The sequence below is a fragment of the Ruegeria sp. BHSA163 genome (genome assembly GCF_059613365.1).
The window spans coordinates 39,148-64,805 of record NZ_JBXWSJ010000018.1 but is presented as its reverse complement, the minus strand read 5'-3'; the positions used below and the strand labels follow the sequence as shown (position 1 = coordinate 64,805).

Below are 25,658 nucleotides of genomic sequence, written 5' to 3'. Positions count from 1 at the left end.
GGGAGTAGAAAGCGGTGAGTAGGCCGAATTATTATGTACATGCTATGGTTGTATTAACCCTTTGTTAACTATTTCAGGGACACCCTCAATGGCGAAAAATGAGTGGATACTGGACGTTCTGTCGGACCTCAACGCCTTTGCTGTGGCGAATGGGATGAACGCGCTTGCCGAACAGCTGGCTGACACCAGCCTGATCGCTGCGGCCGAGATAGCGTCCATACAGGATGAGGCGCGGGCGTCCCCGGATGGCAAAAAAATTCAATTTGAGCCAAATCCTGGAGGATTTGGAAAACACCGGCACGCTTGAAGAATTGACTAATGTTACTGTTGGGGTGCGTTCCGGGCTGGAACTTGATCACATAATTTATCATTGGGTTGACAGTGCTGGTGACCAATATGGGTTCGCCACTTACTCCGATGCTTGGGTCAAAAGATACCAGGAACGGAATTATCACCGGATCGATCCGGTCATTCTGGGTTGCTTCCAACGTTTCCACCCGGTGGATTGGAAACAACTGAATTGGGCGAGTAAGTCCGCGCGCGACTTTTTGAAGGACGCGCATGCACATGGCGTGGGAAATCAAGGCTATTCGATACCTCTGCGCGGTCCTCACGGCCAATTTGCCTTGTTCACAATCAACCATTCCTGCGCGGATGAAGAATGGCAGGGCTTCATCCAGACCTATGGGCGTGATTTGATCTTGATTGCCCACTTCCTCAATAGAATGGCATTGGAATTCAGACACGCCCGGCAGCCGGAAGATCGAGGGGCCCTTTCGCCGCGAGAGATTGACGCTATGACATTATTGGCGCTGGGAAACAGCAGAGCTCAAGTCGCACACTCTCTTGCAATTTCGGAACATACCCTGCGTGCTTATATCGAAAGCGCCCGGTCTAAATTGGGTGCACATAACACAACGCATGCTATAGCAACCGCACTTAGCAGAGGCTTAATAGTCGTTTAACTACCAAGAGATCATCTCACTGAAAGTTAACTACGTGTCCGTACCCCTTTGTCCTTCAAGCATGAACGACAAGGGGATAAGTCATGTTGCGCTATTTATACGCGGACGAGCTACATAAGCATCCGGCCCTGGCCGATGGAATGTTTAAAGATCGCGCTGACCAGTTCAAAACCCGATTGGGTTGGGATGTGACGGTCAATGAAAAAGGTGAAGAGCGCGACCAATATGATGTTTTAAATCCACTTTATGTTATCTGGGAGGAGCCGGACGGAAACCATGGAGGATCCCTTCGGATGCTTCCTACCACTGGTCCAGTCATGGTCAATGACGTTTTCGGCCATTTAACAGGCGGCCAACCGGTCCGAAGCCCGCTTATCTGGGAAGCGACGCGCTTTTGTTTGTCCCGAACGGCCAGCCCACACACAGCAGGAATAATCATGTTGAGCTGCTTCGGAATTCTGGAAGGATTTAGCCTTTCAAATATCGTAGGTGCGTTTGATGCGCGAATGATCCGAATCTATCGATTGATCGGGTGGTCGCCGGTAATAGTGGGGTCTCAGGGGCAAGGGCGTGAAAAGATATCGGTTGGTTTGTGGTCCTATTCAACCGACGACCACAATCGCGTTGCCGAGCGGGTCGGCGTTACACGTGAGTTGTCCCGCTTGTGGTTCAAAACGTCATTTGGCAGTACAGCGCAACATCGGTTTTCATTGACGGCGTAAAATCTGGAAAATCAAAATCCGAGTCTGGCCGATGTGGTTCCGTCGCTGTAGGGTCGCGCCATGTCCTTACCTCCAGTCACCTTTTCGGAAGATCAGGCAGTTGCCTACGACAGCATTGCCGAGTTGCTGCGGTCCGCTGGCGTGGACCTCAATGACGATGCGCTACTAAAACTGCCGGGCAACGGCAAGTCCGGCGTTATGGCAGTCATCGGAAAGGCGGGTTCCGGAAAAACACTATTGCTGGCAGAGCTTTACAAGGCACTGGCAGACGCCGGAGTGAATCTGATTTCGGGTGATTTCGAAAGCCGGAAATCCAGAGATAAGCGTAGCCTGGCGATACTGGCCCCCACGAACAAGGCGGCGAGTGTCCTGCGACTGAGAGGCGTTCCAGCAACGACCATTCACCGAATTCTTTACACACCGGTTTACGACCCCGATTACGAACGTATCGCCGAATGGTTGGCTGGCAACGACGAACGCCCAGAGATTGAGGGATTGACTGCAGAAGCCTTGGATCGCGCGGCAGCGTTTTATTCCAACAACAAATCAATCCCAGGAGCGCTGGCTGCGGCGGGGTTGCGGGGGTCTGATTTTATCATTGGGTGGAAAAGGCGGGATGAGCCGCTGGATATCGGTTTTGTGGACGAAGCTTCAATGTTGGATGACCGACAGTTCCAAGACCTTCAAGAGATATTCCCAACGTTGTTGTTGTTCGGTGATCCCGCTCAGTTGGCTCCGGTCAATCAATCAGGATCAATGGTATTTGAAGGACTGCCGGAACAACGCAAATTGACGCTTCATCGCGTACACAGGCAAACCGCTGACAACCCGATTCTGGATCTCGCCCATGCGTTGTCGGATCCAGAAATGGGTTTCGAAAATTTCGAACGTCTGGTCGAGGAAACGGCCGCAAGGGATGACAGGGTGATTTGGGGCCAGCGGGTCGAAGTCGATTTGATGGCTCGAAGCCCTGTGCTGGTTTGGCGAAATGCTACGCGTATTCGTTTGATTCAAGCGTTTCGCAGTGTTCACGGTGCCCCGGAAACTGAGCTGCTGGAGGGTGAGCCCCTAATCTGTGACGGCATTGAATTACCGTTGAAACACCGCAAAAAACGACTGGATCTAGAAGCGCGCGGTCTGATCAAGGGTGCCCAGGTCATCTATCTCGGACCAGGGCGCAAGCCCGGTTTTTCTCGCCTGCATGTGATGGGCGCCGAGGATCCGCAGGTCAGCGCCGCATCGATTGTTCAGATCGAAAAGCCAGACGAAGAAGAACCTTTCATACCATACGCAGCCCGTATGGGGGCAACATTTTTGCATGGCGCCGCTGTGACCATTCACAAAGCTCAGGGGTCACAATGGGATACTGTTCAGGTGTTCGCCCCTGATGTATTCGCTGCTGCTCGCATGGGGCGAACCGAAGCCGGGCAACCTCTTTGGAAACGGTTGGCATACGTGGCCATTACTAGAGCGCAGGAACGTCTTATTTGGGTTGTGCGGAACCGACTTTCCAAGCCTACGCATCCTTTGCGTGTTGATGATTTACGCGCAGTTCCGGCTGTTTCGCTAACGTTGGAGACTGAAAGTACATGAAAACCATTATCATAACCGGGGCAAGTTCAGGCATTGGCCGCACGACCGCAGAGCTGTTTCTTGCTGAAGGATGGACAGTAGGGATTCTGGCGAGAACCAAAGAAACACTCAATGAAATTGCTGCAATCCATAGCAACGCAATCCCCTTAGTCGCTGACGTTACAGATGCTGCGGCCGTCGCAACTGCGTTTAACGGGTTTATCGATCAGGCTGACCGACTGGATGTTTTGTTCAACAATGCGGGTGTGTTCAAACCGGGCGGGACCATTGACGAAATCGAACTCGACGCTTGGTACCAGACCGTAGATGTCAATCTGAATGGTATGTTTCTATGTGCCCGCGAAGCGTTCCGAATTATGCGAAATCAATCGCCGCAAGGCGGTAGAATAATCAACAACGGTTCTATCGCGGCTTATGTTCCACGGCTAAACTCGGTTCATTATTCCACCACAAAGCATGCAATCACTGGACTGACCCGCAGTCTCTCATTGGACGGCCGGACGTTTGGAATCGCGTGTGGTCAGATAGATATAGGCAACGCCAGAACGCCAATGGTGCAGGGATTAGTGGACGCAGCTGTTGCAGAGGACCGAACACCCGATCCCACTATGGCGGTCGAAGACGCCGCCCGGTCGGTGCTTCATATGGCAAGCCTGCCGCCTGAAGCCAATGTTCAGTTCATGACGGTGATGGCGACAACCATGCCCTACATCGGCAGGGGCTGACGATTACTTTTCGCGCAACAAGCGGAAAGCCGTAGACGCACCCCAACCCGCTGAGATGGCAATGACCAAAGACATTAATCCATACCAAACTGGTTGTTGACGAGACATGTTGTAGAGAAAACGCTCAAGGCCAACTTTTCGGACATCAATAGTGGTTTCGAATTGTGATACCACTTGGCCGGCTCGGGTCAGAAATATCCGCGCGAGGTAATCACCTTCCGTCAAGTCGGCAGGCATATCAATCGAAGTTCGGAATAATGTCTGTTCGTCTACGGCGACCGTGTTTTCTCGGATGGAATACAACCCCTCATTCTCGCGGATGCGTATGACTGCCTCGGCAAAATTTTGTGCACCTTCGACGTTCATGTCTGCACCAACGGATCGGATAGCCCGTCCGATTGATACGCGATGACGCAGGTCTTCTGTGTTGGTCATAACCTGACTAAATGGTGCAGAGGTAGCAACGGCATAAAAGCTGGGTGCGAGATCAACTAAGATACTGTCGGTATTCACCCATATGCCAAACCTTCGTTCTTTGCGCCTGACCGTAACCGGCTCCGACGGCCCGACGACCGATACAATAACTTCCAGCGGGGGGCCATCAGGGATCGGCGCTTCGCGCTTTACGGCGCCAAAGATCAGTATCTCAGAGCCGTCGAAATCAGCGGTGATTGACACGCGGTCCTGACTTAGCCCCAGAACAACTTGTTCCTGCGCCGCATGAACGGGTTTACAGAGCAAAAAAAGGGCGATTATCAAGCGGATCATGCTCAATGCCCTCCTGCTTCGCCAATCGAATACAGCTCTGCAGGTTGCAGTAATAGGTCCAAAGCCAGTTTGCCGCATACCAACAAAACCAGTGCCGCCAGAAGAACGCGCAGCTGTTCCGCAGGCATTCTGGCTCCAATGACAGTCCCGACTTGAGCGCCAATCACCCCACCAACCAACAACAAAACGGCCAGAACAACGTCCACCGTATAGTTCGTGGTCGCGTGTAACATTGTCGTAAACGCAGTCACAAAAATGATCTGAAACAGCGACGTACCCACAACTACCTTGGTTGGCATGCCGAGCAGATAGATCATGGCAGGAACCATAATAAAGCCGCCGCCGACGCCCATAATAGCAGACAGTACCCCGACGATGACACCGACAATTATTGGGGGAATGACCGATATATAAAGGCCAGACGTGCGAAAACGCATCTTGAAGGGCATTGCGTGTACCCAGCCGCGCTGTCGCCGTTTGACCGGAGTTGTACCCTTCTTGGTTTTGCGTAACGCGTTGATGCTTTCGATAAACATCAAACTTCCGATGATACCTAGAAAAACTACGTAGCAGAGCGTTACGAGAAGATCGACCTGACCAAGGCTTTTCAGGTAGTTAAAGATCACCACGCCGAGCGCTGCACCTGTCAGACCGCCCAGTAAAAGAACCGTTCCCATTTTAAAGTCGACCGTTCGTCGCCTGAAATGGGCCAGCACGCCAGAGAAAGAAGACGCCACGATCTGGTTGGCTTCTGTTGCAACTGCAACGGCGGGTGGGATGCCGATGAAAAACAATAGCGGGGTCATCAGAAATCCACCACCAACACCGAACATGCCGGAAAGAACACCTACCATCCCACCAAGGCCAAGCAGCAGAAAGGCATTCACTGAGACTTCGGCGATCGGTAAGTAAATCTGCATGGTTTCTTCTGTACGGCGACTGCCGCGCCTGTCGGTGCGACAAAGCCTCTGAGGACTGGATACTTAATCAACGAAATCCCGGGGCTAAATCAACAAAGATCCACGGACCCCAATCCCGAGCCAGGCACACCGCGTGACTCCGCAATGCCAAAGCTTGAGGAAATGATTCCATACCCCTTTAGAACGGTTGCGACATGCAAAATCAACTCCGTATGCTGCTTTGCAGCAGACAGGACCGAAAAGAGTTCACAAACTGGACCTATCAACGCTCCTTCACATAGGGCTCACCGCCCGCCCGAGGGGGAATTGCCTTACCAACAAACCCGGCCAGAATGACCACCGTGAGAATGTAGGGCAGAGCGTCCATTGCCTGAACCGGGATTACAACTCCGCCCAGATCAATATTCTGGAACCTCAGGGCGATCGCCTGCAAAAGCCCGAACAACAAACAAGCCCACATTGCGTGCCAAGGTCGCCATTTCGCAAAAATGAGCGCAGCCAATGCGATGAACCCGCGGCCTGCGGTCATGTCCTTAACGAAACCGGCTTGCAAGGCGGTTGCAAGATAGGCTCCGGCGATGCCGCACAACACTCCGCATATGGCAACAGCGGCGTACCTAAGCCCAACAACAGAGACACCGGCTGTATCTACTGCGGCTGGGTTTTCACCAACCGCCCGCAGGCGCAACCCGAACCGGGTCCGGAACAAAATCCACCAGGTTGCCGGGACCATAAGAAAAGCAATGTATACGAGGATAGAATGCCCCGAGATCAACTCGGAATATACCAGATGCAAGACATTTGCATCTGACATCAGATCAGAAACGGACCGTCCTGTGAGCTCGGCATCCATAGGACCAATAGCCATTGGGAACTCTACCGATTCAAACCGTCCTCCACCCACAAGTGAGGGTGTTCTGCCGCCTTGTTGAAACCAGTCCTGCGCTACCAATACCGTCATTCCCGCTGCAAGAAAGTTTATTGCGACGCCTGAAATCAGTTGGTTGCCACGGAACGTAATCGAAGCCAGCCCATGCAGGCCTGACAATGCCAGTGAAGAAGCAATCCCGGCCAATAATCCAAGCCAGACAGATCCAGTCAAAGCGGCAACGGCGGCTGAGAAAAAGGCCGACATTAGCATTTTTCCCTCTAAGCCTATGTCGAATATTCCCGCCCGTTCGGAGTAAAGTCCGGCAAGACATGCCAGAAGCAAAGGCGTTGCAAGGCGGATAGTGGAGTCCAGGATCTGGATTATCGTGACAAACACATCCATTACTGCGCCCCTCTCCGCATGCTAAGGAAGAGTTTTTCAAGCGGCATGCGTACCATGTTGTCGAGCGCGCCGGTGAATAGGATAACCAGCGCTTGAATAACAACGATCAACTCGCGTGGGATAGAAGTCCAAAGCGCAAGCTCGGCGCCCCCTTGGTAAAGAAAGCCAAACAAAATGGCCGCCAGGAACACACCAAACGGGTGAGATCGACCCATAAGGGCAACAGCAATTCCGATGAACCCAGCGCCTTCGGTTGAATTGAGAACCAATCGCTCGGCCTCGCCCATTACGTTGTTTATCGCCATCAAGCCGGCCAGAGCCCCTGAAATCAACATGGCGACGATCGTGATGCGTACGGGTGAGATACCGGCATAGACCGCGCCAGTCTCTGAATGACCGTAAGCCCGAATTTCATACCCTAGTCTTGTACGCCAGATCAGCGCCCAAATCACAAAACAAGCCGCTATTGCGACGAGTAAAGAGACATTGGCTGGAGCGGCCTTGGAAAAGTTTATACCGATTGGTGCCAGTAATTCGTGCAACGTCGGAAGGTGTACCGCTTCCGAAAAGCGCGCAGTCGCTGGGTCCATCGACCCTTCGGGACGCATTACGTTGACCAGCATATAGTTCAGGAACGCTGCTGCGATGAAGTTGAACATGATTGTCGTAATAACAATATGGCTGCCGCGTTTGGCCTGCAGATAAGCTGGTATTGCGGCCCAAGCTGCGCCAAACAGCATCGATGCAGCACATGCAGCCAACAGAGCAATGGTCCAGTGCGGCCAATCTACGTAAAGGCAGACTATGGCAACGCCCAGACCACCCAGCATCGCTTGGCCTTCACCGCCGATATTGAACATGCGCGCGTGAAACGCGACGGCGACCGCCAGTCCGGTGAACATAAAGTTAGTTGCGTAATACAGCGTGTAGCCCCAACCATAAGTGGACCCCAGCGCTCCGGTCACCATGAGTTTGACCGCTTCTACCGGATTTTCGCCAATAGCTAAGATGACCAACGCTGAAAGGACTGCCGCCAATATCAGGCTGATTACCGGAATCAGCACTACATCGGCCCATTTGGGCATTTTATCCATAGTTCACGCGGCCTTTTCCGCTACTCCGGCCATTAATAGGCCCAGTTCTTTTTCGTCGGTTTCATGAGGTAGGCGTTCGCCCATGAGATGTCCGTCAAACATCACTGCGATTCGATCAGAAAGCGAGAATATTTCTTCCAGCTCGACCGATACCAACAGAATTGCTTTACCCTGATCGCGAAGCGCCACGATTTGTTTATGGATGAATTCAATCGCGCCAATATCAACACCTCGCGTCGGCTGACCGACAAGAAGCAGATCCGGGTTTCGTTCAATTTCGCGCGCCACAACAATCTTTTGCTGGTTCCCGCCCGAGAAATTCTTAGCCGCGAGCCACCCATTGGGTGGACGTACATCGAATTTTTCTATCTTTCGTTCCGTGTCAGCACGCAGGGCTGCATTGTCCATAAAGATGCCACGCTGATAAGCCGGGTCACGGTGATAACCGAAAGCTACATTCTCCCACGCGTGGAAATCCATAATCAGGCCTTCGCGCTGACGGTCCTCTGGCACATGGGCAATGTGCTGCGCGCGTCGCGCCTGCCCGTCCGAACCTGTACCGCTTAAGGCCAAAGGCGCACCATTAAGTTTTATTGAACCTTGCCCGGGGCGCATTCCGCCCAGCACCTCAAGCAGTTCGGATTGACCGTTTCCTGCGACGCCTGCAATTCCTACGATCTCTCCGGCGCGAACCGTCAGATCAATACCTTTGACCCGCTCAACACCGGCTTCGTCTATCACACGCAGGTTTTCAATCTCGAGAATGGGTTTACCGGGTTTTGCGGGCGCTTTGTCCACCTGAAGCAGCACCTTGCGACCAACCATCAATTCGGCGAGCTCTTGTGGGTTGGTCTCGGCAGTCTTGACGGTTGCCGTCATTTGTCCTCGCCGCATTACGGATACAGTGTCTGTGGCTTCCATTATTTCGCGCAGCTTATGCGTGATTAAAATAATCGTTTTCCCCTCTTCCCGCAGACGATGAAGGATGCGGAACAATTGGTCGGCTTCAGCTGGCGTTAGAACTCCGGTTGGTTCATCTAAAATAAGAATTTCGGCCTTGCGATACAGCGCTTTAAGAATTTCGACGCGCTGCTGCATGCCAACACCGATTTCGTCGATGCGTTTGTCTGGGTCGACAAACAACTCATATTCTTCTTCCAGGTCCTTCAGCTCTTTTCTGGCTTTAGCGAGAGAGGGGGCTAACAGACCGCCGTCCTCAGCGCCCAAGATAATGTTTTCCAGAACGGTGAAATTCTCGACCAGCTTGAAATGTTGAAAAACCATTCCAATGCCGGCGGCAATGGCGGCTTGACTGTCGGGGATCTCGGTCTTTTGGCCATTGATCCAAATCTCGCCCTTATCGGCTTTGTAAAATCCGTAAAGAATACTCATCAGCGTGGATTTACCCGCACCGTTTTCACCAATGATCCCATGGATCGTTCCCGGGGCGACGCTGATGGAGATGTCTTTATTAGCCTGAACCGGCCCAAAGGCTTTGGAAATCCCTTTGAGCTCAATGGCGGGGACTGTCATATCTTGTCCTCAATTGCCGAAGGGGACGCGTTAGCATATCGCGGCTGATTAGGTTTGGGGCGGAGGGAATCTCCACCGCCCCAAGTGATATCAGAACTGCAGCGCTGGGCAGCTGTCGCTCTCGTAATAGCTGACAACGTTTATGTTACCGTCGATGATGTCTTGACGCGCTTTGTCAACCGCTTTGCTCATATCTTCAGAAACCAGCGCAGCGTTATTGTCGTCTATTGCGACACCAACACCGTCTTGCGCCAGGCCCATAGTAAAGACGCCGGTTTCGACTTCATCCCCGGCCTTCATCGCATCATAAACCGCAACGTCCACACGTTTCAGCATTGAGGTCAGAACTTTGCCCGGGTGCAGGTGATTTTGGTTGCTGTCCACGCCGATCGACAAGATCCCTTCGTCGGCCGCGGTCTGAAGTACGCCTACTCCTGTGCCGCCTGCGGCCGCATAGATCACGTCAGCGCCTTGGCTGATCTGAGCCTTGGTCAGCTCCGAACCTTTCACCGGGTCGTTCCACGCTGCAGGCGTGGTACCTGTCATATTGGCCACGATATTGATGTTTGGATTAACGGCCTTGGCACCTTGGGCATATCCGCAGCCAAAGTGACGGATTAGCGGAATATCCATACCGCCGATAAAGCCGACAGTACCCGACTGCGAAGCCATCGCCGCCATCATGCCAACAAGATACGAACCTTCATGTTCGGCAAAGCCGATCTGGCGCACATTAGGGGCATCCAGCCATGTCACGTCAACAGCAACGAATTTGGTGTCAGGATAATCTCCGGCAACAGCCGCCAGCGGATCGGCCATGGCAAAACCCATGGTTATGATGGGGTTTGCGCCTGCCTCAGCAAAGCGACGCAGTGCTTGTTCGCGTTGCGCTTCGGATTGAAGCTCAATCTCGCGATAAGATTTGCCGGTTTGATTTGCCCAACGCTGCGCGCCATTATGCGCGGCTTCGTTGAACGACTTGTCGAATTTGCCACCCAGGTCAAAAATCAGTGCCGGTTCGGCCAGAGCGGCGCCAGCTGTCATTGCAACCGCAGCGGCTGCGCTCATCAAGGATTTCATCAGCGTCATTTGTTACTCCCGTTGGTTTTGTCGGTCTGGGACCAAGATAGCCCCGTTTACCCACTCAGAGCGAGCATAACCGTTGTGATGGAGGGAATTAAGAGCGTTTGCAACACTGAGGGTCAATACATTTTTGACCATATGGTCCAAAAACGAGGCGTGGTCTCAAGGCAAACTGCGCCGCATAACGACGGCGTCCATGTTTGGTGCGTTTTCGCGTAAATAATATGCTTGGCGTGTTCCGCATCTAATGTAACCGCAACGTTCGTACAATGAAATGGCAGGTTTATTATCTGCAGCAACATCCAGAACCGCATTTGTGGCGCCTAATTTATGCGCCTGTGCGTGCCATTTCGCCATAATTGATTGGGCTAAACCTTGCCTCTGATGACTTGGGTGTGTGGCGATGGTTAGCAACTCTGCCGAGTCGGCAACCACCTGAAATACGGCAAAAGACTCCGCAACACCAACCGTGTGGGTGAACTTATTTGTTAAAAGATCGGTGAACTCAGCGGCGGTCCAAGCACGAGACTGCGTGAAAGCTGCAGCATGGGTTTCTGCCATATCACGCGGAGTCATTCGTCCAAAAGCACCGGAGGAATGTGGCTTGACGGCGCTGCGTCAGCTGGTCGGATGTAAAACGGAGCGGGAGGAGCTGTCACATCGGACCAACGATTCGCCGCGATTCGAGCAATTGCCTGAACGTGTAACTCTGGGTCAGAGCAAAAGAAGAGCGAGCCAAAAGCATTGGCCTCGTCACGATTTGCCAGGCACGGCTCGGTATTTTCGGGATGCACATAAACATAATCCCTAGGTCCATTAATTGCTGGTAAACACGCAGGCGGTGCCAAATCTGCAAGGGCTTCAAATCCCGTTACGCCAACAGCAGGGACATTTAGGCCCAAGGCCAACCCGCGGGCCGCTGAAACTGAGATTCTGATACCCGTAAAGTTGCCCGGCCCTGTTCCAACTCCGACGGCGTCCAAGTCATTCCAAGCGAGTGCCGCATCTGACAGAATTTCCTGAAGCAGTGGCATAAGGCGTTCGGCTTGTCCGCGCTGCATTGCCTCCGCCCGGGACGCTAGAATTTCGGTGCCACGTAGCAAAGCGGCCGCGCAATGCGCGGCCGAAGTATCAAACGCCAAAATTGTTGTCTTAGACGGCAACCGGGCGTACCTCGGTCACTTCGGGAATGTAATGCCGCAACAAGTTTTCGATCCCCATTTTTAGTGTCAGGGTCGAGGAAGGGCAGCCTGCGCAAGCCCCCTGCATGTGCAAATAAACAACGCCTCGGTCAAAGCCATGAAAGGTTATGTCGCCACCGTCCTGCGCGACCGCAGGGCGGACACGGCTGTCCAACAGGTCTTTGATTTGATTCACAACTTCGGCATCTTCGCCCGAATGTTCGGCATGACCGGATTCGGTTTGTGCGTCGGCACCCATCACAGGTTGGCCCGATTGATAATGCTCCATCACTGCGCCAAGAATTGCGGGTTTTATGTGATCCCATTGCACGTCTTCTGCTTTGGTCACGGTCACAAAATCGTTCCCGAAAAACACGCCGGTCACACCATTCACTGAAAATATGCGCGCCGCCAAAGGAGATTTTTCCGCAGCCTCTGCTGATGGAAAGTCAGCTGTACCTGCGTCCAGAACCGTCTGGCCGGGCAAGAACTTTAGCGTGGCCGGGTTCGGGGTAGATTCGGTCTGGATAAACATGGAACAGCTCCGTTTTGGTTGCCACAGATATGCGCTCGGGACCGGAGGAAGTCAAGAATTGGAACGGTTCTAAATTGAAGCCGCATAGGAAATCGCGGCATCCAAGCGGTCGTCACCCCAGAATAGCTCCTCCCCGACCACAAAACTGGGTGCGCCAAAGATGCCCAGTGACTTGGCCCGCGCCACCTGCTCAAACAGAGCGGCCTTTACGTCCTCGTCCCGGGTGCGCCCCATATGCTCCGCAGAGGCTCCAGCGGCAATCAGGCAGTCCGTCAATACAGCATTATCCGAGATGTCGAGCCCAGATCCGAACTCTGCCTCGAAAACCGTCCGGACAAAGTTAGCGCGCTCGACATGTGAGGGCATTGCAAGGCAGAGCCGAGCAGCTTTCAAACTGTTTGCCGGGAAGGTTCCCGGACGTTGCAGGGGCAAATCGCGTTCGTCGCACAAACGTTCGATGTCCCGCCACATATAACGCCCTTTGGCGGGATACAGATTGAACGGTGAGTTGTTCCAACCTTGTTCCGCAAAAATAGGTCCTAGCAGGAAGGGCTGCCACGCAACTTTGACCTTCTTGGACGAAGCTGCCTGTTCGATCCGCATGGTGCTGAGGTAAGAATAGGTGGATGCAAAATCGAACCAAAACTGAAGCTGCGCGCCCATCCAAACCTCTTTAGGTGATCTCTTCCAGTTTTTCTTTGCTAAGATCGCCCGGAACAATTGTGATGGGAATAGGCAGGCTTCCTGAATTTTTGGTCAGCTGTGTGATCAGCGGTCCCGGGCCTTTCTTTTCCGTTCCTGCCCCAAGAACCAGCACGCCAATTTCGGGGTCCGAATTAACATGTTCAATAATCTGAGCAACCGGGTCACCTTCGCGGATGGCAAGTTCAGGTTCAACGTGCTGTTTGTCGCGCATCCATTTCGCAAAAACTTCGTAGTGTGCATGGATTCGTTCACGCGCTTCTTCACGCATTACTTCGGCAACGCCAATCCAATGATTGAATTCGTCTGGCGGGATTACAGAAAGGACCGTGACTCCGCCGCCAGTATGCGCGGCGCGCATGGCCGCAAAACGCATTGCATTCAGGCATTCGCGGCTGTCATCCAAAACCACTAAGAACTTACGCATTGTTGTCCTCGTTATTTCAGGGGATCATGCCCGACTGATTGTTGGGTGGCAACCGAAACGGGTGTGGTCGGTTCATCTGTCGCTTGCGGCCCAGTCCCAGTACAGCGACCGAGCGCGGCGGGCAACGGGGCCAACCTGATATTGAGTGTCATCCAACGCAGTTACTGGTGTTACTTTGTTCATATTCCCTGACATAAAGATTTCGTCTGCAGCGTGGAAATCTTCAAATCTCAGTACTGACTCGTGCACAGTAACGCCGTCCGCTCGAAGATTTTCGATGTGGCGGGCTCGTGTTATGCCAGCGAGAAAAGTGCCATTTGGTGTAGGGGTGAATACTTCGCCATCGCGGACCATAAAGATGTTCGCGGTCGCAGTTTCTGCCACGTTGCCCATTGCGTCTGCCACCAACGCGTTGGCAAATCCCTTTGATCTGGCTTCTTGCAGCATCCTTGCATTGTTGGGGTAAAGACATCCGGCTTTGGCATTCACAACTGCCGACTCCAGGACCGGACGGCGAAACCGCGTCGTTGTAAGCGTGGTTGTTGCGGTTTCCGACGCCATCGGAATCTCTTCCAGACAAACTGCAAACCCAGTGCTGTTTTCCCGCGGGACGATCGCAGTTGGGTCGCCATCGATACCCCAGTACATCGGGCGGATATAGACGGCGGTATCCGAGGAGTAAGACTGCAACCCTTCGCGCACAATCTCCAACATCTGTTCAGTTGTCACAGTTGGGGTCAGCATCAGAGCTTCTGCCGAACGGTTCACACGTGCACAATGTGCCTCCAGATCCGGGGCCATCCCCTCAAAATATCGGGCACCGTCGAAAACAGAAGACCCAAGCCAAGCACCGTGGTCAGCCGCCCGCATGATCGGGGCATCTCCGTTATGCCATTGGCCCTGAAAATAGGTCCTGATATTCTTGCCGACTGCCATGATGACCTCCCACTTATGGCTGAACCCTATGGGGGCCAGCCAGCTTGGTCCAGCAGATTGTCGCTAGGTCAGTTTTGACCAGCGCCCACCATGCCAACGATTTCGTAAGTCTGGCGCAGGATAGGTACCGTGATCTGACGCGCGCGCTCGGCCCCGCGGGCCAGAATGCGGTCAATTTCAGCCTGATCGTTCATCAATCGTGCCATTTCCGAGGAAATCGGCGAAAGCTTTGCTACGGCCAGATCGGCAAGCATCGGTTTGAACTCACCAAACTGTTTGCCGCCGACTTCTGCTAGAACCTGTTCGGGCGTCTGATCGCTTAGCGCTGAGTATATGTTCACCAAATTGCGTGCTTCGGGACGTTCCTCCAGCCCTTCAACCTCAGAAGGCAGGGCATCAGGGTCCGTTTTTGCCTTGCGGATTTTCTTGGCGATCGTTTCCGCATCGTCGGTCATGTTGATCCGGCTCATGTCCGAGGCGTCGGATTTGGACATTTTCTTGGAGCCGTCCCGCAGACTCATAACCCGCGTAGCCGCACCTTCGATCACGGGTTCCGTAATCGGGAAAAAATCGACGCCAAAGTCATTGTTGAACTTGATTGCAATGTCGCGTGTCAGTTCCAAATGTTGTTTCTGATCCTCGCCCACAGGCACATGAGTGGCATGATATACCAGTATATCAGCCGCCATCAGCGATGGATAAGCAAACAGTCCCAACGAAGCGTTCTGCTGGTTTTTACCGGCCTTGTCCTTCCACTGCGTCATGCGTTGCATCCAACCCATCCGGGCGACACAATTGAAAATCCAGGCCAATTGTGCGTGTTCCGGAACCTGACTTTGGTTGAACAGAATTGATTGTTCAGGGTTGATTCCGGCCGCGATAAAGCCTGCACACAATTCTCGGGTGGAATGCATCAATTCCTTAGGGTCCTGCCAGACAGTGATCGCGTGAAGATCTACCATGCAGTAGACCGTTTCCATGTCGGGCCCTTGCATGTCCACAAACCGCTTCAGCGCACCAAGGTAATTACCAAGATGCAGGTTCCCCGAAGGCTGAATGCCGGAAAACACGCGCGGCGTGAATTTGGATTCGGTCATCGATGGAAACTCCCGTCTGGAAAAATTGGCCTCCGTCGCTTACCCATGAGGCAAAGGGACGTCAACAGCCGCGAAAGGCCGCCCAATGAGCAGCGAGCATTACACACCCCCTGTGAATCCCCTGCCGCCCGTCGTGATAGCTCTGGTTCTTTTCATCCTTGGGATCGAACTGGCATTCACCCTTGGTTCGCGTGGTATTGTCGGAGGGCCGTCCGCTGTGGGATGGCGTTTGGAAGCGATACAGCTTTATTCCTTTTCACCAGATATTTTTAACTGGATGATCGAAAATGGCCGCTGGCCTGTGGAACATGTGATCCGCTTTATAACATATCCGTTTGTATCGGGCAGTTTCACCCAGGCTATTTTCGTCTGCGTTTTTGTTTTGGCTATGGGCAAAATGGTTGGCGAAGTTTTTGGCGGGTTTCCGATGCTGATCATTTTTGTTTTGTCGGGGGTTGGCGGTGCGCTCGCCTATGCTTTATTGCTTGACCCGCGACACCCGCTGATCGGCGGGTTCCCCCCTGTCTATGGGCTGATCGGTGCGTTCACTTGGCTGTTGTGGCGCAAACTATCATTGGTTGGTGAAAATCAGGCCCGCGCGTTTCAGCTTATTGCAGTATTAATGGCTATCCAGTTGCTGTTTGGGCTAATTTTCGGCGGTACTTCCGATTGGGTGGCTGATTTGGGCGGTTTTGCCACAGGATTTGCCTTGTCTTTCTTTTTGGCACCAGGGGCGTGGGAGCGAATTGTCGAGCGCATACGCAGGGACTAACTAGCGTTCAACTGCGGCGCAGAGCCCTTCGGAACTCGGATATTTTAAACGCGCCAAGCAAGTGTCCGAGAAAGAAATAGGCGGCTGCAGCGACTGTAATCAACAGAAGCAGCGCCAAATAGCGCCACCCCGGTACAGAAAATGCCCAGCCGAACCCCTGAACTGCTGTGAAAAGAACGGCACCCATCCCCAACGACGCGGCCACGATCCGCCAGGCACGGTCTTTGAAACGCTGGTCAAAACGGGCTTCATCCCCCATGTGACGCGCACCAAAAGCAAGCAGCGCGACCATCGCCCATCCTGCGACTGAGGCCGCGATGGCCGGCGCAATCCATCCAACAATAGGATAAAGACCAAATGCCAGCGACGCGTTTATAATCATGGCTCCGACAGCGTAGTGAAATGGCGCTCGGGTATTTTCACGCGCAAAAAACAGCGGTTGCAGCAGTTTTTGAAGCATGAAAGCAGGCAACCCTAAACCGTATATCGTCACAGCCAGAGCCGTTGCGGTTGTGTCTTCAGGACTAAAGGCTCCCCGCTCAAAAAGGACCGAGACCAGAGGGTAGGGGATGACGACAAATGCGACGGTCGAAGGAATAGTCAAAAGAAGCGTGAACTCTCCTGCTCGTGATAGGGCGTTGCGCGCGCCGTCTTTGTCGTCAGCACGCAGGCGCCGGGAAAGGTCAGGCAGCAGAACGATACCGACGGCAATTCCAACCACTCCCAAAGGTAGCTGATACATCCTGTCGGCGGCAAACAACCAACTGACGGCTTTTTCGGTTTTCGAGGCAACGAGTTGTCCAACCACAAGATTGACTTGTGTAACGCCCATAGCCAACGCTGCTGGTATCGCGATGCGCACCATGTTGCGCATCTCGGGGCTGAGATGCGGTCGCCCCGGGCGAATTCGAATTCCTGCACGCTCAGTCGCCACCCAAACCAAAGTTAACTGAGCAACCCCAGCAAGCGGGATAACCGCGATCAGCCAGCGGATCACTTCGCCTCCGGACATTGCACCGAAAACAAGTGCAGCGCAGGCGAAAATGTTCAACAAAACTGGCGCGGCTGCGGCGGCGGCAAAGCGTCCAGTCGCATTTAAAACGCCCGAAAACAATGCTGCCAAAGACATGAAAAGGATATACGGAAAGACGATGTAACCGTAGTCGACGGCCATATCGAACCGTTCGTCGCCGTAAAAACCTTCGGCCGTTAGCCATACCAGTGCCGGCATGAACAACATGGCCAATCCGACTAACGCAAGCACCGCGACAGCCAACAAGTTGAAAGCATCCTGCGCAAATTCCCGTGCGTTTTCCTCCGCCTCCAATCTTTTAGAGAACATGGGAACAAAGGCTGCGTTAAACGCGCCCTCTGCAAAGAAGCGACGAAACATGTTGGGCAGACGAAAGGCGGCGACAAAGGCATCCATGACCGGCCCCGGTCCGATAAAAGCCGTTAACAGGATTTCTCGTAAAAACCCGAGTATTCGGCTGGCCAATGTCCAGAAGCCAACCGTGAACAACCCCGAGAAAAGGCGGATTTGTTTCATGAAGCCGCTCGCTCGGCGCCTTCGGCAATTGCCGTTCGAAGTTTGGCTTCGAGCCCTCGCTGCTTGCTTTCAGAGTGATATTTCAGCCCGAACATGTCTTTGACGTAGAAAGTGTCGACAACCTGTTCTCCATAGGTCGCAATAACCGCGTTGGCGATATAGACGTTTGCCGCTGCAAGCGTTCGGGTCAGATCATACAGCAGGCCGGGTCGGTCGCGGGTGTCGACCTCGATTATTGTGTAAATCTCGGACCCATCGTTGTCGAAAGTGATGTGGGTCGGAACATCGAAGGCGCGCTCGCGTTTTTTGATCTTATCTCGGGACTTAAGCGCATCGCTTGCGACAACCTCGCCTTTCAGCGTCTTGTGGATCATTTGCTTCAATCGAGGCAGCCGGCTGGCTTCATACGGGTGTCCGTCTGAATCTTGAACCCAGAATGCATCAGTTACGTATCCGTCTTTGGTTGTATAGCTGCGTGCATCCACAACATTGGCGCCGACCAAAGCAAGCGCACCGGCAATTCGAGCGAAAATGCCAGGGTGATCCGCCATGGCAAAGCATGCGCGTGTGGCGTCGCGGTCTTCGTCGGGATGCAGGCGAACTTCCATGTCACCTGGATCACCGCTGTGTTCCAACGCGCGTAGCATCTCGGCAAACTCAACATGCGTAGAGACGTTTAAGCCCTGCCAATAAGGTTCATAGTGGCGCCCGGTTTCCGTTTTTAAGTCAGCTTTGGACCAATCTACGAGTGCTGAGCGCAAAGCCTTTTTGGCACCGGCACCGCGGTTGGCGCGGTTGAGGTCTTCCATGCCGGTTTCCAAAGCGCGTTTGGTTTCTGCGTGCAGGGCCCTCAGCAAAGTAGCTTTCCAATTATTCCAAGTGTTGGGCCCAACGCCGCGAATGTCGCAAACCGTGAGTACGGTCAGCAGATCCAGTCTTTTCACGGTCTCGACCGCTTTGGCGAAATCTCGCACAGTCCGTGGGTCGGAAATATCGCGTTTTTGCGCCATGTCCGACATAAGCAGGTGATAGCGCACCAGCCATTCAACGGTTTCGGAGTCTGCCTTGCTCAGCCCCAACCGCGGGGCGACCTTGCGGGCGATTTGAGCGCCAAGAATAGAATGATCCTCGGGCCTACCCTTGCCGATGTCATGAAGCAAAAGTGCGACATAAAGCACTTTGCGGTTGACCCCCTCTTTCAGAATCGAGGATGCAAGCGGCAAGGACTCGATCAGTTCACCTCGTTCAATTTGGGCCAGATTTACGATGCACTGGATGATGTGTTCGTCCACAGTGTAACTGTGGTACATATTGAACTGCATCATCGCCACGATCGGTTCAAACTCTGGCAAAAACGCCGAAAGAACACCCAGTTCATTCATACGGCGCAAGGCGCGCTCTGGGTTTCCGTGTTTCAGCATAAGGTCCAGGAAGATACGCTGCGCTTCTTTGTTTTTACGCATCTCGTCATCGATCAGATCCAGATTTGCTGTGACCAAACGCATCGCATCCGGGTGGATCAGCATACCTGTACGCAGGCCCTCTTCGAACAGACGCAGCATGTTTAATTGGTCTTCGAGGAATTCATCGGGGTCACTTACGGCCAAACGGCCATGCACCATTTTGTAACCGGGTTTCACGCGGGGACGCCTGCGAAAAATACGCTCAAGCAATGGCGCGCTTTTGATGTGAGTGGCTTCAAGCTTGGTTAGAAAAATGCGGGTCAACTCGCCCACTCGGGTGGCCTCGCGGAAGTAGCGTTGCATAAAGACTTCGACTGCACGCCTGCCAGCACGGTCCTCATAACCCATGCGCTCGGCGACTTCGACCTGAAGATCGAAAGTCAGTTGTTCGGTAGCCCGCCCAGTGACCAGATGCATGTGCGCGCGAACGGCCCAAAGAAAATCTTCGGCTGCAACAAAGCCATTGAATTCTTCGGGTGTGAACAAACCCAACGGCACCAGTTCAGCCACATCGTGGACGCCATAGATGTATTTTGCGATCCAATAGAGGGACTGAAGATCACGAAGGCCACCTTTGCCTTCCTTGACATTGGGCTCGACCATGTAACGCTCACCCTGTTTGTGGTGGCGCGACTCGCGTTCTTGCAATTTTGCCTCGATGAATTCCCTCTCGCTACCTTTGAACAGTTCTTCCTTGAGGCGTTGCTCGAGTTCTTCTGCCAACGGCTTGTCGCCTGCCAAAAAGCGCTGCTCCAACATTGCGGTTCGGATCGTGAAGTCCTCGGCCCCCAGGCGCAGGCAATCCCGTGTCGTGCGTGAAGCGTGGCCAACCTTGAGCCGCAAATCCCAAAGGATATAGAGCATGGATTCAATCACGCTCTCGGCCCAAGCCGTGATTTTATATGGCGTTAGAAACAGCAGATCCACATCCGAGGAAGGGGCCATTTCTCCGCGCCCGTATCCGCCAACCGCCAGAACAGCGATCTTTTCGCCCCGCGTCGGGTTGGCCAACGGGTGTAGCCGTTCGCTTGCAACCTGGAGCGCGGTGCAAACCAATCTATCCATTAGAAAGGTATACGACCGCGTCAGTGGGCGCGCGTCAAAGGGACGGGCGGCAAATGCATCTGCGATGTTGCCGCGCCCTGTCTTTTGGGCGTCACGTAGAATGCGCACAGTTGCTGCACGCATTTCAGTGTTGTCTTTGCAATCTTCGAACGCGTTCGAAAGCTGGGCATTCACCCCGGCGCTGTCGAAAATCTCGTATTCCGGGCATATAAGCGCGCCTGTTGACGGCGGGGTTTGACCGGATTGATCAGAAGCCAGCGCCAGAGAAGCTTTGTGGGGCAGAGTCAATAACAACCACCTGTTTGTTCTGGATCGTGGCAACCGCCAGACCGCGTTCATTTGTCCCATTCGGGCGCAGACGGAAGATGCCACCGACGCCTTGGAACCCGGCGTTTTGCGTCAGAGCGGCACCTGTCAGCGCGTTCGATTTACCCTGGCTAACCAACGCACCAATTGCGGCGATACCGTCATAAGCCAAGCCACTGATTGGATGCGGTGCCTCGCCGTAGGTGGCGTTGTAACGTTGGCGATAGGCCTGAGCCTTGGCTGGGTCAGGTAAGGCGAACCAACCACCCTGAACGCCCGGAAGCTCCAGCGTTTGGGAAGGTATGTCCCAACGCGTCAGACCAATATACTGCGTTGTTGCCGGGGACAGTCCGGATTCGGGCAGCAGTTGGCTGAAAAGCGGAAGGGCGCCAGCCGTGGTGGCCGTCAGGAATATCGAATCTGCCCCCGAGGAATCCATTGTGGATTTGATGGACGGGACCGCATTAATAACGCCCTGTTGCGACCGATCGAAGCCAATGGAGCCAGCATTGTTCACACGGCTGTTACTAAGTGCACCGGCGATTGCGGCTTGTCCCAATTGACCAGAGGCATCGTTGCTGTGAACGATAACCATACCACTCTTGCCTTGTTGGCCAGCAAAGCTGACGAGGCGATTGGCAGTATTTTCAAAGGTCGGTCCAAGAACGAAGACATTTCCGCCCGCAATAGTAGTGTTGTTGGAGAAGGACAGTACGTTCACACCGTTGTTCAATACAGCCAGCCCTGCTGCATTAGCAGCCTGAGCGTAAACTGGGCCCAGAATGATTTTTGCTCCGTCTGCAACAGCCTGCTGAGCTACGGCGGACGCTGTTGCAGCGCTGCCAGCGGTGTCGTACACCCTCAGGTCGATGTTGACATTTGGAAGGTCAGTCATTGCCAGGCGGGCGGCATTTTCAAGGCTTTGGGCTAAGGCGGCATCTCCGGATTGTCCTGAACCAAGCGGTACTAAAAGCGCAACAGGTACTGGTTCCGATGTGTCAATCGACGGACCGCCGGTGTTCACACCAGGCTCACATGCGGCTAGAAACACCGCTGCGGCTAGGGCCAAAACCGATTTGGTCAGTTTGCGGGCAGGCTTGCAAACAGTGAACATCTAAATGAAAACTCCTTGATCCGGCGGCCATGGATGCAGCCATTATATTGAGCCGCGATAATAAACGTCATGCTGTGAGGGTCCAGCTTTGAATTTTCAAAAGATCAGATTGGGCGCCGGCCTGTATTTTGTCGCTACTCCGATAGGGACTGCGCGGGATATCACACTCAGGGCGTTGGATGTGCTGGCTTCGGCAGACATGATAGCGGCTGAGGACACACGCAGCCTACGCAAGCTGATGGAGATCCACGGCGTCCCTTTGGCTGGTCGGCGCATTCAGGCTTACCATGATCACAGCGGTGTTGGCGCGCGAAACCGCATCATGGATGCGCTGGAACAGGGAATGTCTGTCGCTTATGCCTCAGAAGCCGGAATGCCATTAATCGCCGATCCCGGTTACGATCTTGGACGACAGGCGGCGGAAGAAGGTCATTTGGTCACTTGTGCCCCCGGACCGTCGGCCGCGATGATGGCCCTGACCCTGGCCGGGCTGCCAACGGACGCGTTCTTTTTTGCCGGCTTCCTGCCAAATTCCTCGGGTGCCAGAAAAACTAAAATTGAGGCATTGCGCGAAATACCGGGTACACTAATTTTTTATGAATCTCCCAAACGCCTGGCAGCCTGTCTTTCGGATCTTTCCCACGTTCTTGGAGAGAATCGTAAAGCCGCCATTTGTCGAGAATTGACTAAGAAATTTGAAGAAGTGAGGCGAGCCACCTTGGGCGACCTAACCGCAGAATACACGGGCAAATCTGTCAAAGGGGAAATTGTTCTGTTGGTGGATCGCGGCCATTCGCAATCTGTTAACGAATCGGAAGTAGATGAAGCTCTTGCAAAGGCCCTCGAAACCCACTCAGTCCGGGATGCAGCTGACCTTGTTTCCAAGATGTATGACGTACCGCGCCGCCCGATTTATCAGAAAGCCTTGAAATTGGGAAAGGAACGAAATGGTTAATAGGTCAGTTCGGGGCTCGGTTTCAAATCTTGTTGGACGCGCAGCTGAACAGGCCGTCGCAACTGACTATGAACGCCGAGGCTTTACCATTGCGCATCGCCGTTGGCGTGGCGCAGCGGGTGAAATCGACCTGATTGCGCGCGACACCGAAGGGCTGGTGTTCATCGAAGTCAAGAAAAGCAGTAGTTTCGAAGCCGCTGCCGCAAGAATAAACACGCGACAGATTCAGCGCATTGTTTCCGCAGCTGCGCAGTTTCTGGAGCATGAACCCGATGGGCAGCTTACGAATGTCAGGTTTGATGCAGCCCTAGTCGATGCGTCTGGTGCGGTTCAAATTATTGAAAACGCCTTCGGACACGGCTGATCGCCATTGAACCCCCGGCCACAGTGGGCCATGTATCTGGCGTTAAGACAGAGGACTCGCCATGAAAATCGCCTTTCAAATGGACCCGATTGGGGCCGTGGACATTGATGCAGACAGTTCATTCCGGCTGGCGGAGGAAGCACAGGCCCGCGGCCATGAATTGTTTTTCTACGGCCCGGATCAGCTGGCCTATCAGGAAGGGCGAGTTACGGCGCGTGCCCAAGAAATGACAATTCAGCGGGTTGCTGGCGACCCCGCAATATTGGGCCCTGAACACGAAGTCGATCTTGGCGAATTTGATGTGGTTTGGTTGCGTCAGGACCCTCCGTTCGACATGCACTACATAACCTCGACGCATTTACTGGACAGGCTTCGGGATAAGGTTTTGGTCGTTAACGACCCATTTTGGGTTAGAAACTACCCGGAAAAACTCTTGGTGCTGGATTTCCCCGAACTGACGCCGCCGACAACGATTGCGCGGGATCTGCGCACCATCAAAGCGTTTAAGGAAAAGCATGGCGATGTGATTCTGAAGCCTCTTTATGGGAATGGGGGTGCAGGGGTTTTCCGTTTGGATGCAAACGATCGAAACCTGACTTCGCTGCACGAACTTTTCACGGGCTTTTCGCGAGAACCTTTAATTGTTCAGAAATTCCTGCCTGATGTCAGTAACGGCGACAAGCGTGTCATTTTAGTCGACGGTGAACCTGTCGGTGCGATCAATCGTGTTCCGGCCGAAGGGGAAACCAGGTCCAACATGCATGTTGGAGGACGGCCTGAAAAGATTAGCCTTTCGGAAAGAGATTTGGAGATTTGCGCTGCAATTGGCCCTCTGTTGAAGGAAAAGGGACAGATTTTCGTCGGAATCGACGTGATCGGAGACTATCTGACCGAGATAAATGTGACGTCGCCAACTGGCATTCAGGAATTGGAGCGGTTCGATGGCGTAAATGTTGCGGGGAAGATCTGGGATGCAATCGAGGCTAAACTCTAAACTGCAATCTGGGCGCTGATGCGAAAGCTCAGCGCCTCGGCCACGTGGTGCCGCTGGATGTCGATGGTGCCCTCAAGATCTGCGATAGTGCGCGCGACCCGCATTATTCGGTGAAACGCTCGAGCGGAGAGGCCGAAACGGTTTGCTGCCTGTATCAGTAATTCTTTACCCTCGTTTTGTAATGCCGCGACTTCTTCAAGTAATTTACCCTCGGCGTCCGCGTTTTGTCGCGCGGTAGGGATGTTCCTAAACCGATCAGCCTGAATAACGCGGGCTTTTTCAACGCGTTTAGCCACCACTGCAGAAGTATCGCCTGACGGTGGTAGATCCAGATCCGTGAAGCTAACAGGCGGAACCTCAATCCGCAGGTCGAATCGGTCCATCAGCGGACCAGATATTCGGGCAAGATAGTCTTCACCGCAGACTGGCGCCCGGGAACAAGCGCGGGACGGATCAGTCAAGTATCCGCATTTGCAGGGATTGGCAGCCGCGACCAGCATGAATCGGCATGGGTATTTCACATGAGCATTTGCCCGTGCGACCATGACTTCACCTGTTTCGATCGGCTGGCGCAGCGTTTCCAACACGGTGCGCGGAAACTCTGGAAATTCGTCCATGAACAGAACACCATTATGAGCCAGAGAAATCTCGCCGGGTTTGGCTCCCTTGCCGCCACCGACAATGGCCGCCATCGAGGCGGTATGATGAGGCTCCCGAAACGGTCGCGCGCGACTGATACCGCCTTCATCGAGCAGCCCGCACAACGAGTGTATCATCGAGGTTTCGAGGGCTTCGGCGGGCGAGAGTGGGGGTAAGATACCCGGAAGACGCGCGGCCAACATAGATTTTCCTGAACCCGGTGTTCCGGTCATGATCAAGTGGTGCCGCCCCGCCGCAGCAATTTCCAACGCTCGCTTGGCTCGCTCCTGTCCTCTCACGTCTCGCAGATCGCGCTCGCCCTGCGCTAACCTGACCTCTCCTGGTTGGGCGACCTCCAGAGGAGACTGCCCAGAGAAATGGCGCACAACATCACCAAGCGAACCTGCTCCAATCACTTGTGTGGCTTCGACCCAGGCCGCCTCGGCGCTCGAGGCGCGTGGACAGACCAGATGCGATTTTCAGTGGCCGCAGTCATGGCGGCGGGTAGGGCGCCGACAACGGGTGCCAATGACCCATCCAAAGAAAGTTCACCAAGCGCAACGGCACTTTCTGCTGCTTCAGACGGGATGATTTCGAGGGCTGACAACAATGCGACTGCGATCGGTAGATCGAAATGGCTGCCCTCTTTGGGGAGGTCGGCAGGAGAAAGGTTTATGGTGATCCGCTTGGAAGGAAGCGCAATGGCCATCGAACTAAGGGCACTGCGCACTCTTTCACGAGCCTCCGAGACGGCTTTGTCAGGCAGGCCGACAATCGAAAATGCAGGCAGGCCCGGCTAGACGGCGCATTGCACTTCAACTGGCCGGGCATCGACACCTTGGAACGCGACTGTATGGGCGCGAGCTACCATGTTTCCTCCGCT

At 53.8% G+C, this 25,658-nt stretch carries 25 protein-coding genes and 1 pseudogene; 9 read left to right on the top strand and 17 right to left on the bottom strand.

Annotation, left to right across the window (positions count from 1 at the left end; genetic code table 11):
- Positions 1–88: 88 nt before the first annotated feature.
- The 5 genes from AC2FNV_RS10410 to AC2FNV_RS10390 all read left to right on the top strand — a co-directional run bounded on the left by AC2FNV_RS10410 (position 89) and on the right by AC2FNV_RS10390 (position 4,005).
- A complete protein-coding gene (locus AC2FNV_RS10410) occupies positions 89–307 on the top strand; it encodes a hypothetical protein (RefSeq protein WP_170605771.1) in 219 nt (72 codons plus the stop codon).
- The gene (locus tag AC2FNV_RS10405; RefSeq protein WP_170606031.1) at positions 246–965 is read left to right on the top strand and encodes a helix-turn-helix transcriptional regulator; all 720 of its coding nucleotides are present in this window, start codon (positions 246–248) and stop codon (positions 963–965) included. The genes AC2FNV_RS10410 and AC2FNV_RS10405 overlap by 62 nt, the downstream gene beginning before the upstream one ends.
- 83 nt (positions 966–1,048) lie before the next feature.
- Positions 1,049–1,687: an acyl-homoserine-lactone synthase gene (locus AC2FNV_RS10400; protein WP_170606033.1), complete on the top strand. Its 639-nt coding sequence runs from the start codon at positions 1,049–1,051 to the stop codon at positions 1,685–1,687.
- 60 nt (positions 1,688–1,747) lie between these two features.
- Positions 1,748–3,280, top strand: a complete 1,533-nt coding sequence (locus AC2FNV_RS10395) for an ATP-dependent DNA helicase (protein WP_170606035.1) — start codon at positions 1,748–1,750, stop codon at positions 3,278–3,280.
- Entirely contained in the window at positions 3,277–4,005 is a 729-nt protein-coding gene (locus AC2FNV_RS10390; RefSeq protein WP_170606037.1) for an SDR family oxidoreductase, read from the top strand. Before AC2FNV_RS10395 ends, AC2FNV_RS10390 begins: the two co-directional genes overlap by 4 nt.
- A 3-nt stretch (positions 4,006–4,008) precedes the next feature.
- Here AC2FNV_RS10390 and AC2FNV_RS10385 read toward each other — a convergent pair whose 3' ends face one another.
- The 13 genes from AC2FNV_RS10385 to trpS form a co-directional block, all read right to left on the bottom strand.
- The gene (locus AC2FNV_RS10385) at positions 4,009–4,773 is read right to left on the bottom strand and encodes a TIGR02186 family protein (protein ID WP_496773201.1); all 765 of its coding nucleotides are present in this window, start codon (positions 4,771–4,773) and stop codon (positions 4,009–4,011) included.
- 2 nt (positions 4,774–4,775) lie between these two features.
- Positions 4,776–5,693 carry a sulfite exporter TauE/SafE family protein gene (locus AC2FNV_RS10380; protein ID WP_170606041.1) on the bottom strand — a complete coding sequence of 306 codons (918 nt, stop codon included), beginning with the start codon at positions 5,691–5,693 and terminating at the stop codon, positions 4,776–4,778.
- 262 nt (positions 5,694–5,955) lie between these two features.
- A complete protein-coding gene (locus AC2FNV_RS10375; protein WP_170606043.1) occupies positions 5,956–6,966 on the bottom strand; it encodes an ABC transporter permease in 1,011 nt (336 codons plus the stop codon).
- Positions 6,966–8,060 carry an ABC transporter permease gene (locus tag AC2FNV_RS10370; protein ID WP_170606045.1) on the bottom strand — a complete coding sequence of 365 codons (1,095 nt, stop codon included), beginning with the start codon at positions 8,058–8,060 and terminating at the stop codon, positions 6,966–6,968. The genes AC2FNV_RS10375 and AC2FNV_RS10370 overlap by 1 nt, the downstream gene beginning before the upstream one ends.
- A gap of 3 nt (positions 8,061–8,063) precedes the next feature.
- Positions 8,064–9,593 carry an ABC transporter ATP-binding protein gene (locus tag AC2FNV_RS10365; RefSeq protein WP_170606046.1) on the bottom strand — a complete coding sequence of 510 codons (1,530 nt, stop codon included), beginning with the start codon at positions 9,591–9,593 and terminating at the stop codon, positions 8,064–8,066.
- 90 nt (positions 9,594–9,683) lie between these two features.
- A complete protein-coding gene (locus AC2FNV_RS10360) occupies positions 9,684–10,682 on the bottom strand; it encodes a BMP family lipoprotein (RefSeq protein ID WP_170606048.1) in 999 nt (332 codons plus the stop codon).
- Between the two features lie 156 nt (positions 10,683–10,838).
- Complete coding sequence (locus AC2FNV_RS10355; protein ID WP_170606051.1) at positions 10,839–11,252, bottom strand: GNAT family N-acetyltransferase; 414 nt, start codon at positions 11,250–11,252, stop codon at positions 10,839–10,841.
- Positions 11,249–11,839: a tRNA (adenosine(37)-N6)-threonylcarbamoyltransferase complex dimerization subunit type 1 TsaB gene (tsaB, locus tag AC2FNV_RS10350; protein ID WP_170606053.1), complete on the bottom strand. Its 591-nt coding sequence runs from the start codon at positions 11,837–11,839 to the stop codon at positions 11,249–11,251. Before tsaB ends, AC2FNV_RS10355 begins: the two co-directional genes overlap by 4 nt.
- A complete protein-coding gene (locus AC2FNV_RS10345; protein ID WP_170475038.1) occupies positions 11,829–12,392 on the bottom strand; it encodes a NifU family protein in 564 nt (187 codons plus the stop codon). The genes tsaB and AC2FNV_RS10345 overlap by 11 nt, the downstream gene beginning before the upstream one ends.
- Before the next feature lie 69 nt (positions 12,393–12,461).
- Complete coding sequence (locus AC2FNV_RS10340; protein WP_170606056.1) at positions 12,462–13,055, bottom strand: 2-hydroxychromene-2-carboxylate isomerase; 594 nt, start codon at positions 13,053–13,055, stop codon at positions 12,462–12,464.
- Positions 13,056–13,065: 10 nt separating this feature from the next.
- Positions 13,066–13,521, bottom strand: coding sequence for a universal stress protein (locus AC2FNV_RS10335; RefSeq protein WP_170475042.1), 456 nt, complete (start codon positions 13,519–13,521; stop codon positions 13,066–13,068).
- A 72-nt stretch (positions 13,522–13,593) separates the two neighbouring features.
- On the bottom strand, positions 13,594–14,457 hold the full coding sequence (locus AC2FNV_RS10330) for a branched-chain amino acid aminotransferase (RefSeq protein ID WP_170606058.1): 864 nt from the start codon (positions 14,455–14,457) through the stop codon (positions 13,594–13,596).
- A gap of 68 nt (positions 14,458–14,525) precedes the next feature.
- Entirely contained in the window at positions 14,526–15,554 is a 1,029-nt protein-coding gene (trpS, locus tag AC2FNV_RS10325) for a tryptophan--tRNA ligase (RefSeq protein WP_170606061.1), read from the bottom strand.
- Positions 15,555–15,639: 85 nt separating this feature from the next.
- Here trpS and AC2FNV_RS10320 point away from each other — a divergent pair, with 85 nt between their 5' ends.
- The gene (locus tag AC2FNV_RS10320) at positions 15,640–16,326 is read left to right on the top strand and encodes a rhomboid family intramembrane serine protease (protein WP_170606063.1); all 687 of its coding nucleotides are present in this window, start codon (positions 15,640–15,642) and stop codon (positions 16,324–16,326) included.
- Positions 16,327–16,333: 7 nt separating this feature from the next.
- Here AC2FNV_RS10320 and murJ read toward each other — a convergent pair whose 3' ends face one another.
- From murJ to AC2FNV_RS10305, 3 genes are read right to left on the bottom strand one after another with little or no spacing between them, the layout of a single operon-like run.
- Positions 16,334–17,875 (bottom strand): murein biosynthesis integral membrane protein MurJ, encoded by a 1,542-nt coding sequence (gene murJ / locus AC2FNV_RS10315; protein ID WP_170606066.1) that lies wholly within the window; start codon positions 17,873–17,875, stop codon positions 16,334–16,336.
- A complete protein-coding gene (locus AC2FNV_RS10310) occupies positions 17,872–20,691 on the bottom strand; it encodes a [protein-PII] uridylyltransferase (protein WP_496773197.1) in 2,820 nt (939 codons plus the stop codon). Before AC2FNV_RS10310 ends, murJ begins: the two co-directional genes overlap by 4 nt.
- Entirely contained in the window at positions 20,651–21,823 is a 1,173-nt protein-coding gene (locus AC2FNV_RS10305) for a penicillin-binding protein activator (RefSeq protein ID WP_170475061.1), read from the bottom strand. Before AC2FNV_RS10305 ends, AC2FNV_RS10310 begins: the two co-directional genes overlap by 41 nt.
- Before the next feature lie 88 nt (positions 21,824–21,911).
- Between AC2FNV_RS10305 and rsmI the strand changes: the two genes are divergently transcribed.
- From rsmI to gshB, 3 genes are all read left to right on the top strand, one after another.
- Complete coding sequence (gene rsmI / locus AC2FNV_RS10300; RefSeq protein ID WP_170475064.1) at positions 21,912–22,778, top strand: 16S rRNA (cytidine(1402)-2'-O)-methyltransferase; 867 nt, start codon at positions 21,912–21,914, stop codon at positions 22,776–22,778.
- On the top strand, positions 22,771–23,142 hold the full coding sequence (locus AC2FNV_RS10295; RefSeq protein WP_170606068.1) for a YraN family protein: 372 nt from the start codon (positions 22,771–22,773) through the stop codon (positions 23,140–23,142). The genes rsmI and AC2FNV_RS10295 overlap by 8 nt, the downstream gene beginning before the upstream one ends.
- Before the next feature lie 61 nt (positions 23,143–23,203).
- Complete coding sequence (gene gshB, locus AC2FNV_RS10290; protein WP_170475069.1) at positions 23,204–24,136, top strand: glutathione synthase; 933 nt, start codon at positions 23,204–23,206, stop codon at positions 24,134–24,136.
- Here gshB and AC2FNV_RS10285 read toward each other — a convergent pair.
- Positions 24,133–25,646, bottom strand: a pseudogene (locus AC2FNV_RS10285) (YifB family Mg chelatase-like AAA ATPase). The gene gshB and the pseudogene AC2FNV_RS10285 overlap by 4 nt on opposite strands.
- Positions 25,647–25,658: the final 12 nt, after the last annotated feature.

Coding starts and splice junctions, on each gene's coding strand:
- AC2FNV_RS10410 (WP_170605771.1), top strand. CDS start 89: ATGGCGAAAAATGAGTGGATACTGGACGTTCTGTCGGACCTCAACGCC.
- AC2FNV_RS10405 (WP_170606031.1), top strand. CDS start 246: ATGGCAAAAAAATTCAATTTGAGCCAAATCCTGGAGGATTTGGAAAAC.
- AC2FNV_RS10400 (WP_170606033.1), top strand. CDS start 1,049: ATGTTGCGCTATTTATACGCGGACGAGCTACATAAGCATCCGGCCCTG.
- AC2FNV_RS10395 (WP_170606035.1), top strand. CDS start 1,748: ATGTCCTTACCTCCAGTCACCTTTTCGGAAGATCAGGCAGTTGCCTAC.
- AC2FNV_RS10390 (WP_170606037.1), top strand. CDS start 3,277: ATGAAAACCATTATCATAACCGGGGCAAGTTCAGGCATTGGCCGCACG.
- AC2FNV_RS10385 (WP_496773201.1), bottom strand. CDS start 4,773: ATGATCCGCTTGATAATCGCCCTTTTTTTGCTCTGTAAACCCGTTCAT.
- AC2FNV_RS10380 (WP_170606041.1), bottom strand. CDS start 5,693: ATGCAGATTTACTTACCGATCGCCGAAGTCTCAGTGAATGCCTTTCTG.
- AC2FNV_RS10375 (WP_170606043.1), bottom strand. CDS start 6,966: ATGGATGTGTTTGTCACGATAATCCAGATCCTGGACTCCACTATCCGC.
- AC2FNV_RS10370 (WP_170606045.1), bottom strand. CDS start 8,060: ATGGATAAAATGCCCAAATGGGCCGATGTAGTGCTGATTCCGGTAATC.
- AC2FNV_RS10365 (WP_170606046.1), bottom strand. CDS start 9,593: ATGACAGTCCCCGCCATTGAGCTCAAAGGGATTTCCAAAGCCTTTGGG.
- AC2FNV_RS10360 (WP_170606048.1), bottom strand. CDS start 10,682: ATGACGCTGATGAAATCCTTGATGAGCGCAGCCGCTGCGGTTGCAATG.
- AC2FNV_RS10355 (WP_170606051.1), bottom strand. CDS start 11,252: ATGACTCCGCGTGATATGGCAGAAACCCATGCTGCAGCTTTCACGCAG.
- AC2FNV_RS10345 (WP_170475038.1), bottom strand. CDS start 12,392: ATGTTTATCCAGACCGAATCTACCCCGAACCCGGCCACGCTAAAGTTC.
- AC2FNV_RS10340 (WP_170606056.1), bottom strand. CDS start 13,055: ATGGGCGCGCAGCTTCAGTTTTGGTTCGATTTTGCATCCACCTATTCT.
- AC2FNV_RS10335 (WP_170475042.1), bottom strand. CDS start 13,521: ATGCGTAAGTTCTTAGTGGTTTTGGATGACAGCCGCGAATGCCTGAAT.
- AC2FNV_RS10330 (WP_170606058.1), bottom strand. CDS start 14,457: ATGGCAGTCGGCAAGAATATCAGGACCTATTTTCAGGGCCAATGGCAT.
- trpS (WP_170606061.1), bottom strand. CDS start 15,554: ATGACCGAATCCAAATTCACGCCGCGCGTGTTTTCCGGCATTCAGCCT.
- AC2FNV_RS10320 (WP_170606063.1), top strand. CDS start 15,640: ATGAGCAGCGAGCATTACACACCCCCTGTGAATCCCCTGCCGCCCGTC.
- murJ (WP_170606066.1), bottom strand. CDS start 17,875: ATGAAACAAATCCGCCTTTTCTCGGGGTTGTTCACGGTTGGCTTCTGG.
- AC2FNV_RS10305 (WP_170475061.1), bottom strand. CDS start 21,823: ATGTTCACTGTTTGCAAGCCTGCCCGCAAACTGACCAAATCGGTTTTG.
- AC2FNV_RS10295 (WP_170606068.1), top strand. CDS start 22,771: ATGGTTAATAGGTCAGTTCGGGGCTCGGTTTCAAATCTTGTTGGACGC.
- gshB (WP_170475069.1), top strand. CDS start 23,204: ATGAAAATCGCCTTTCAAATGGACCCGATTGGGGCCGTGGACATTGAT.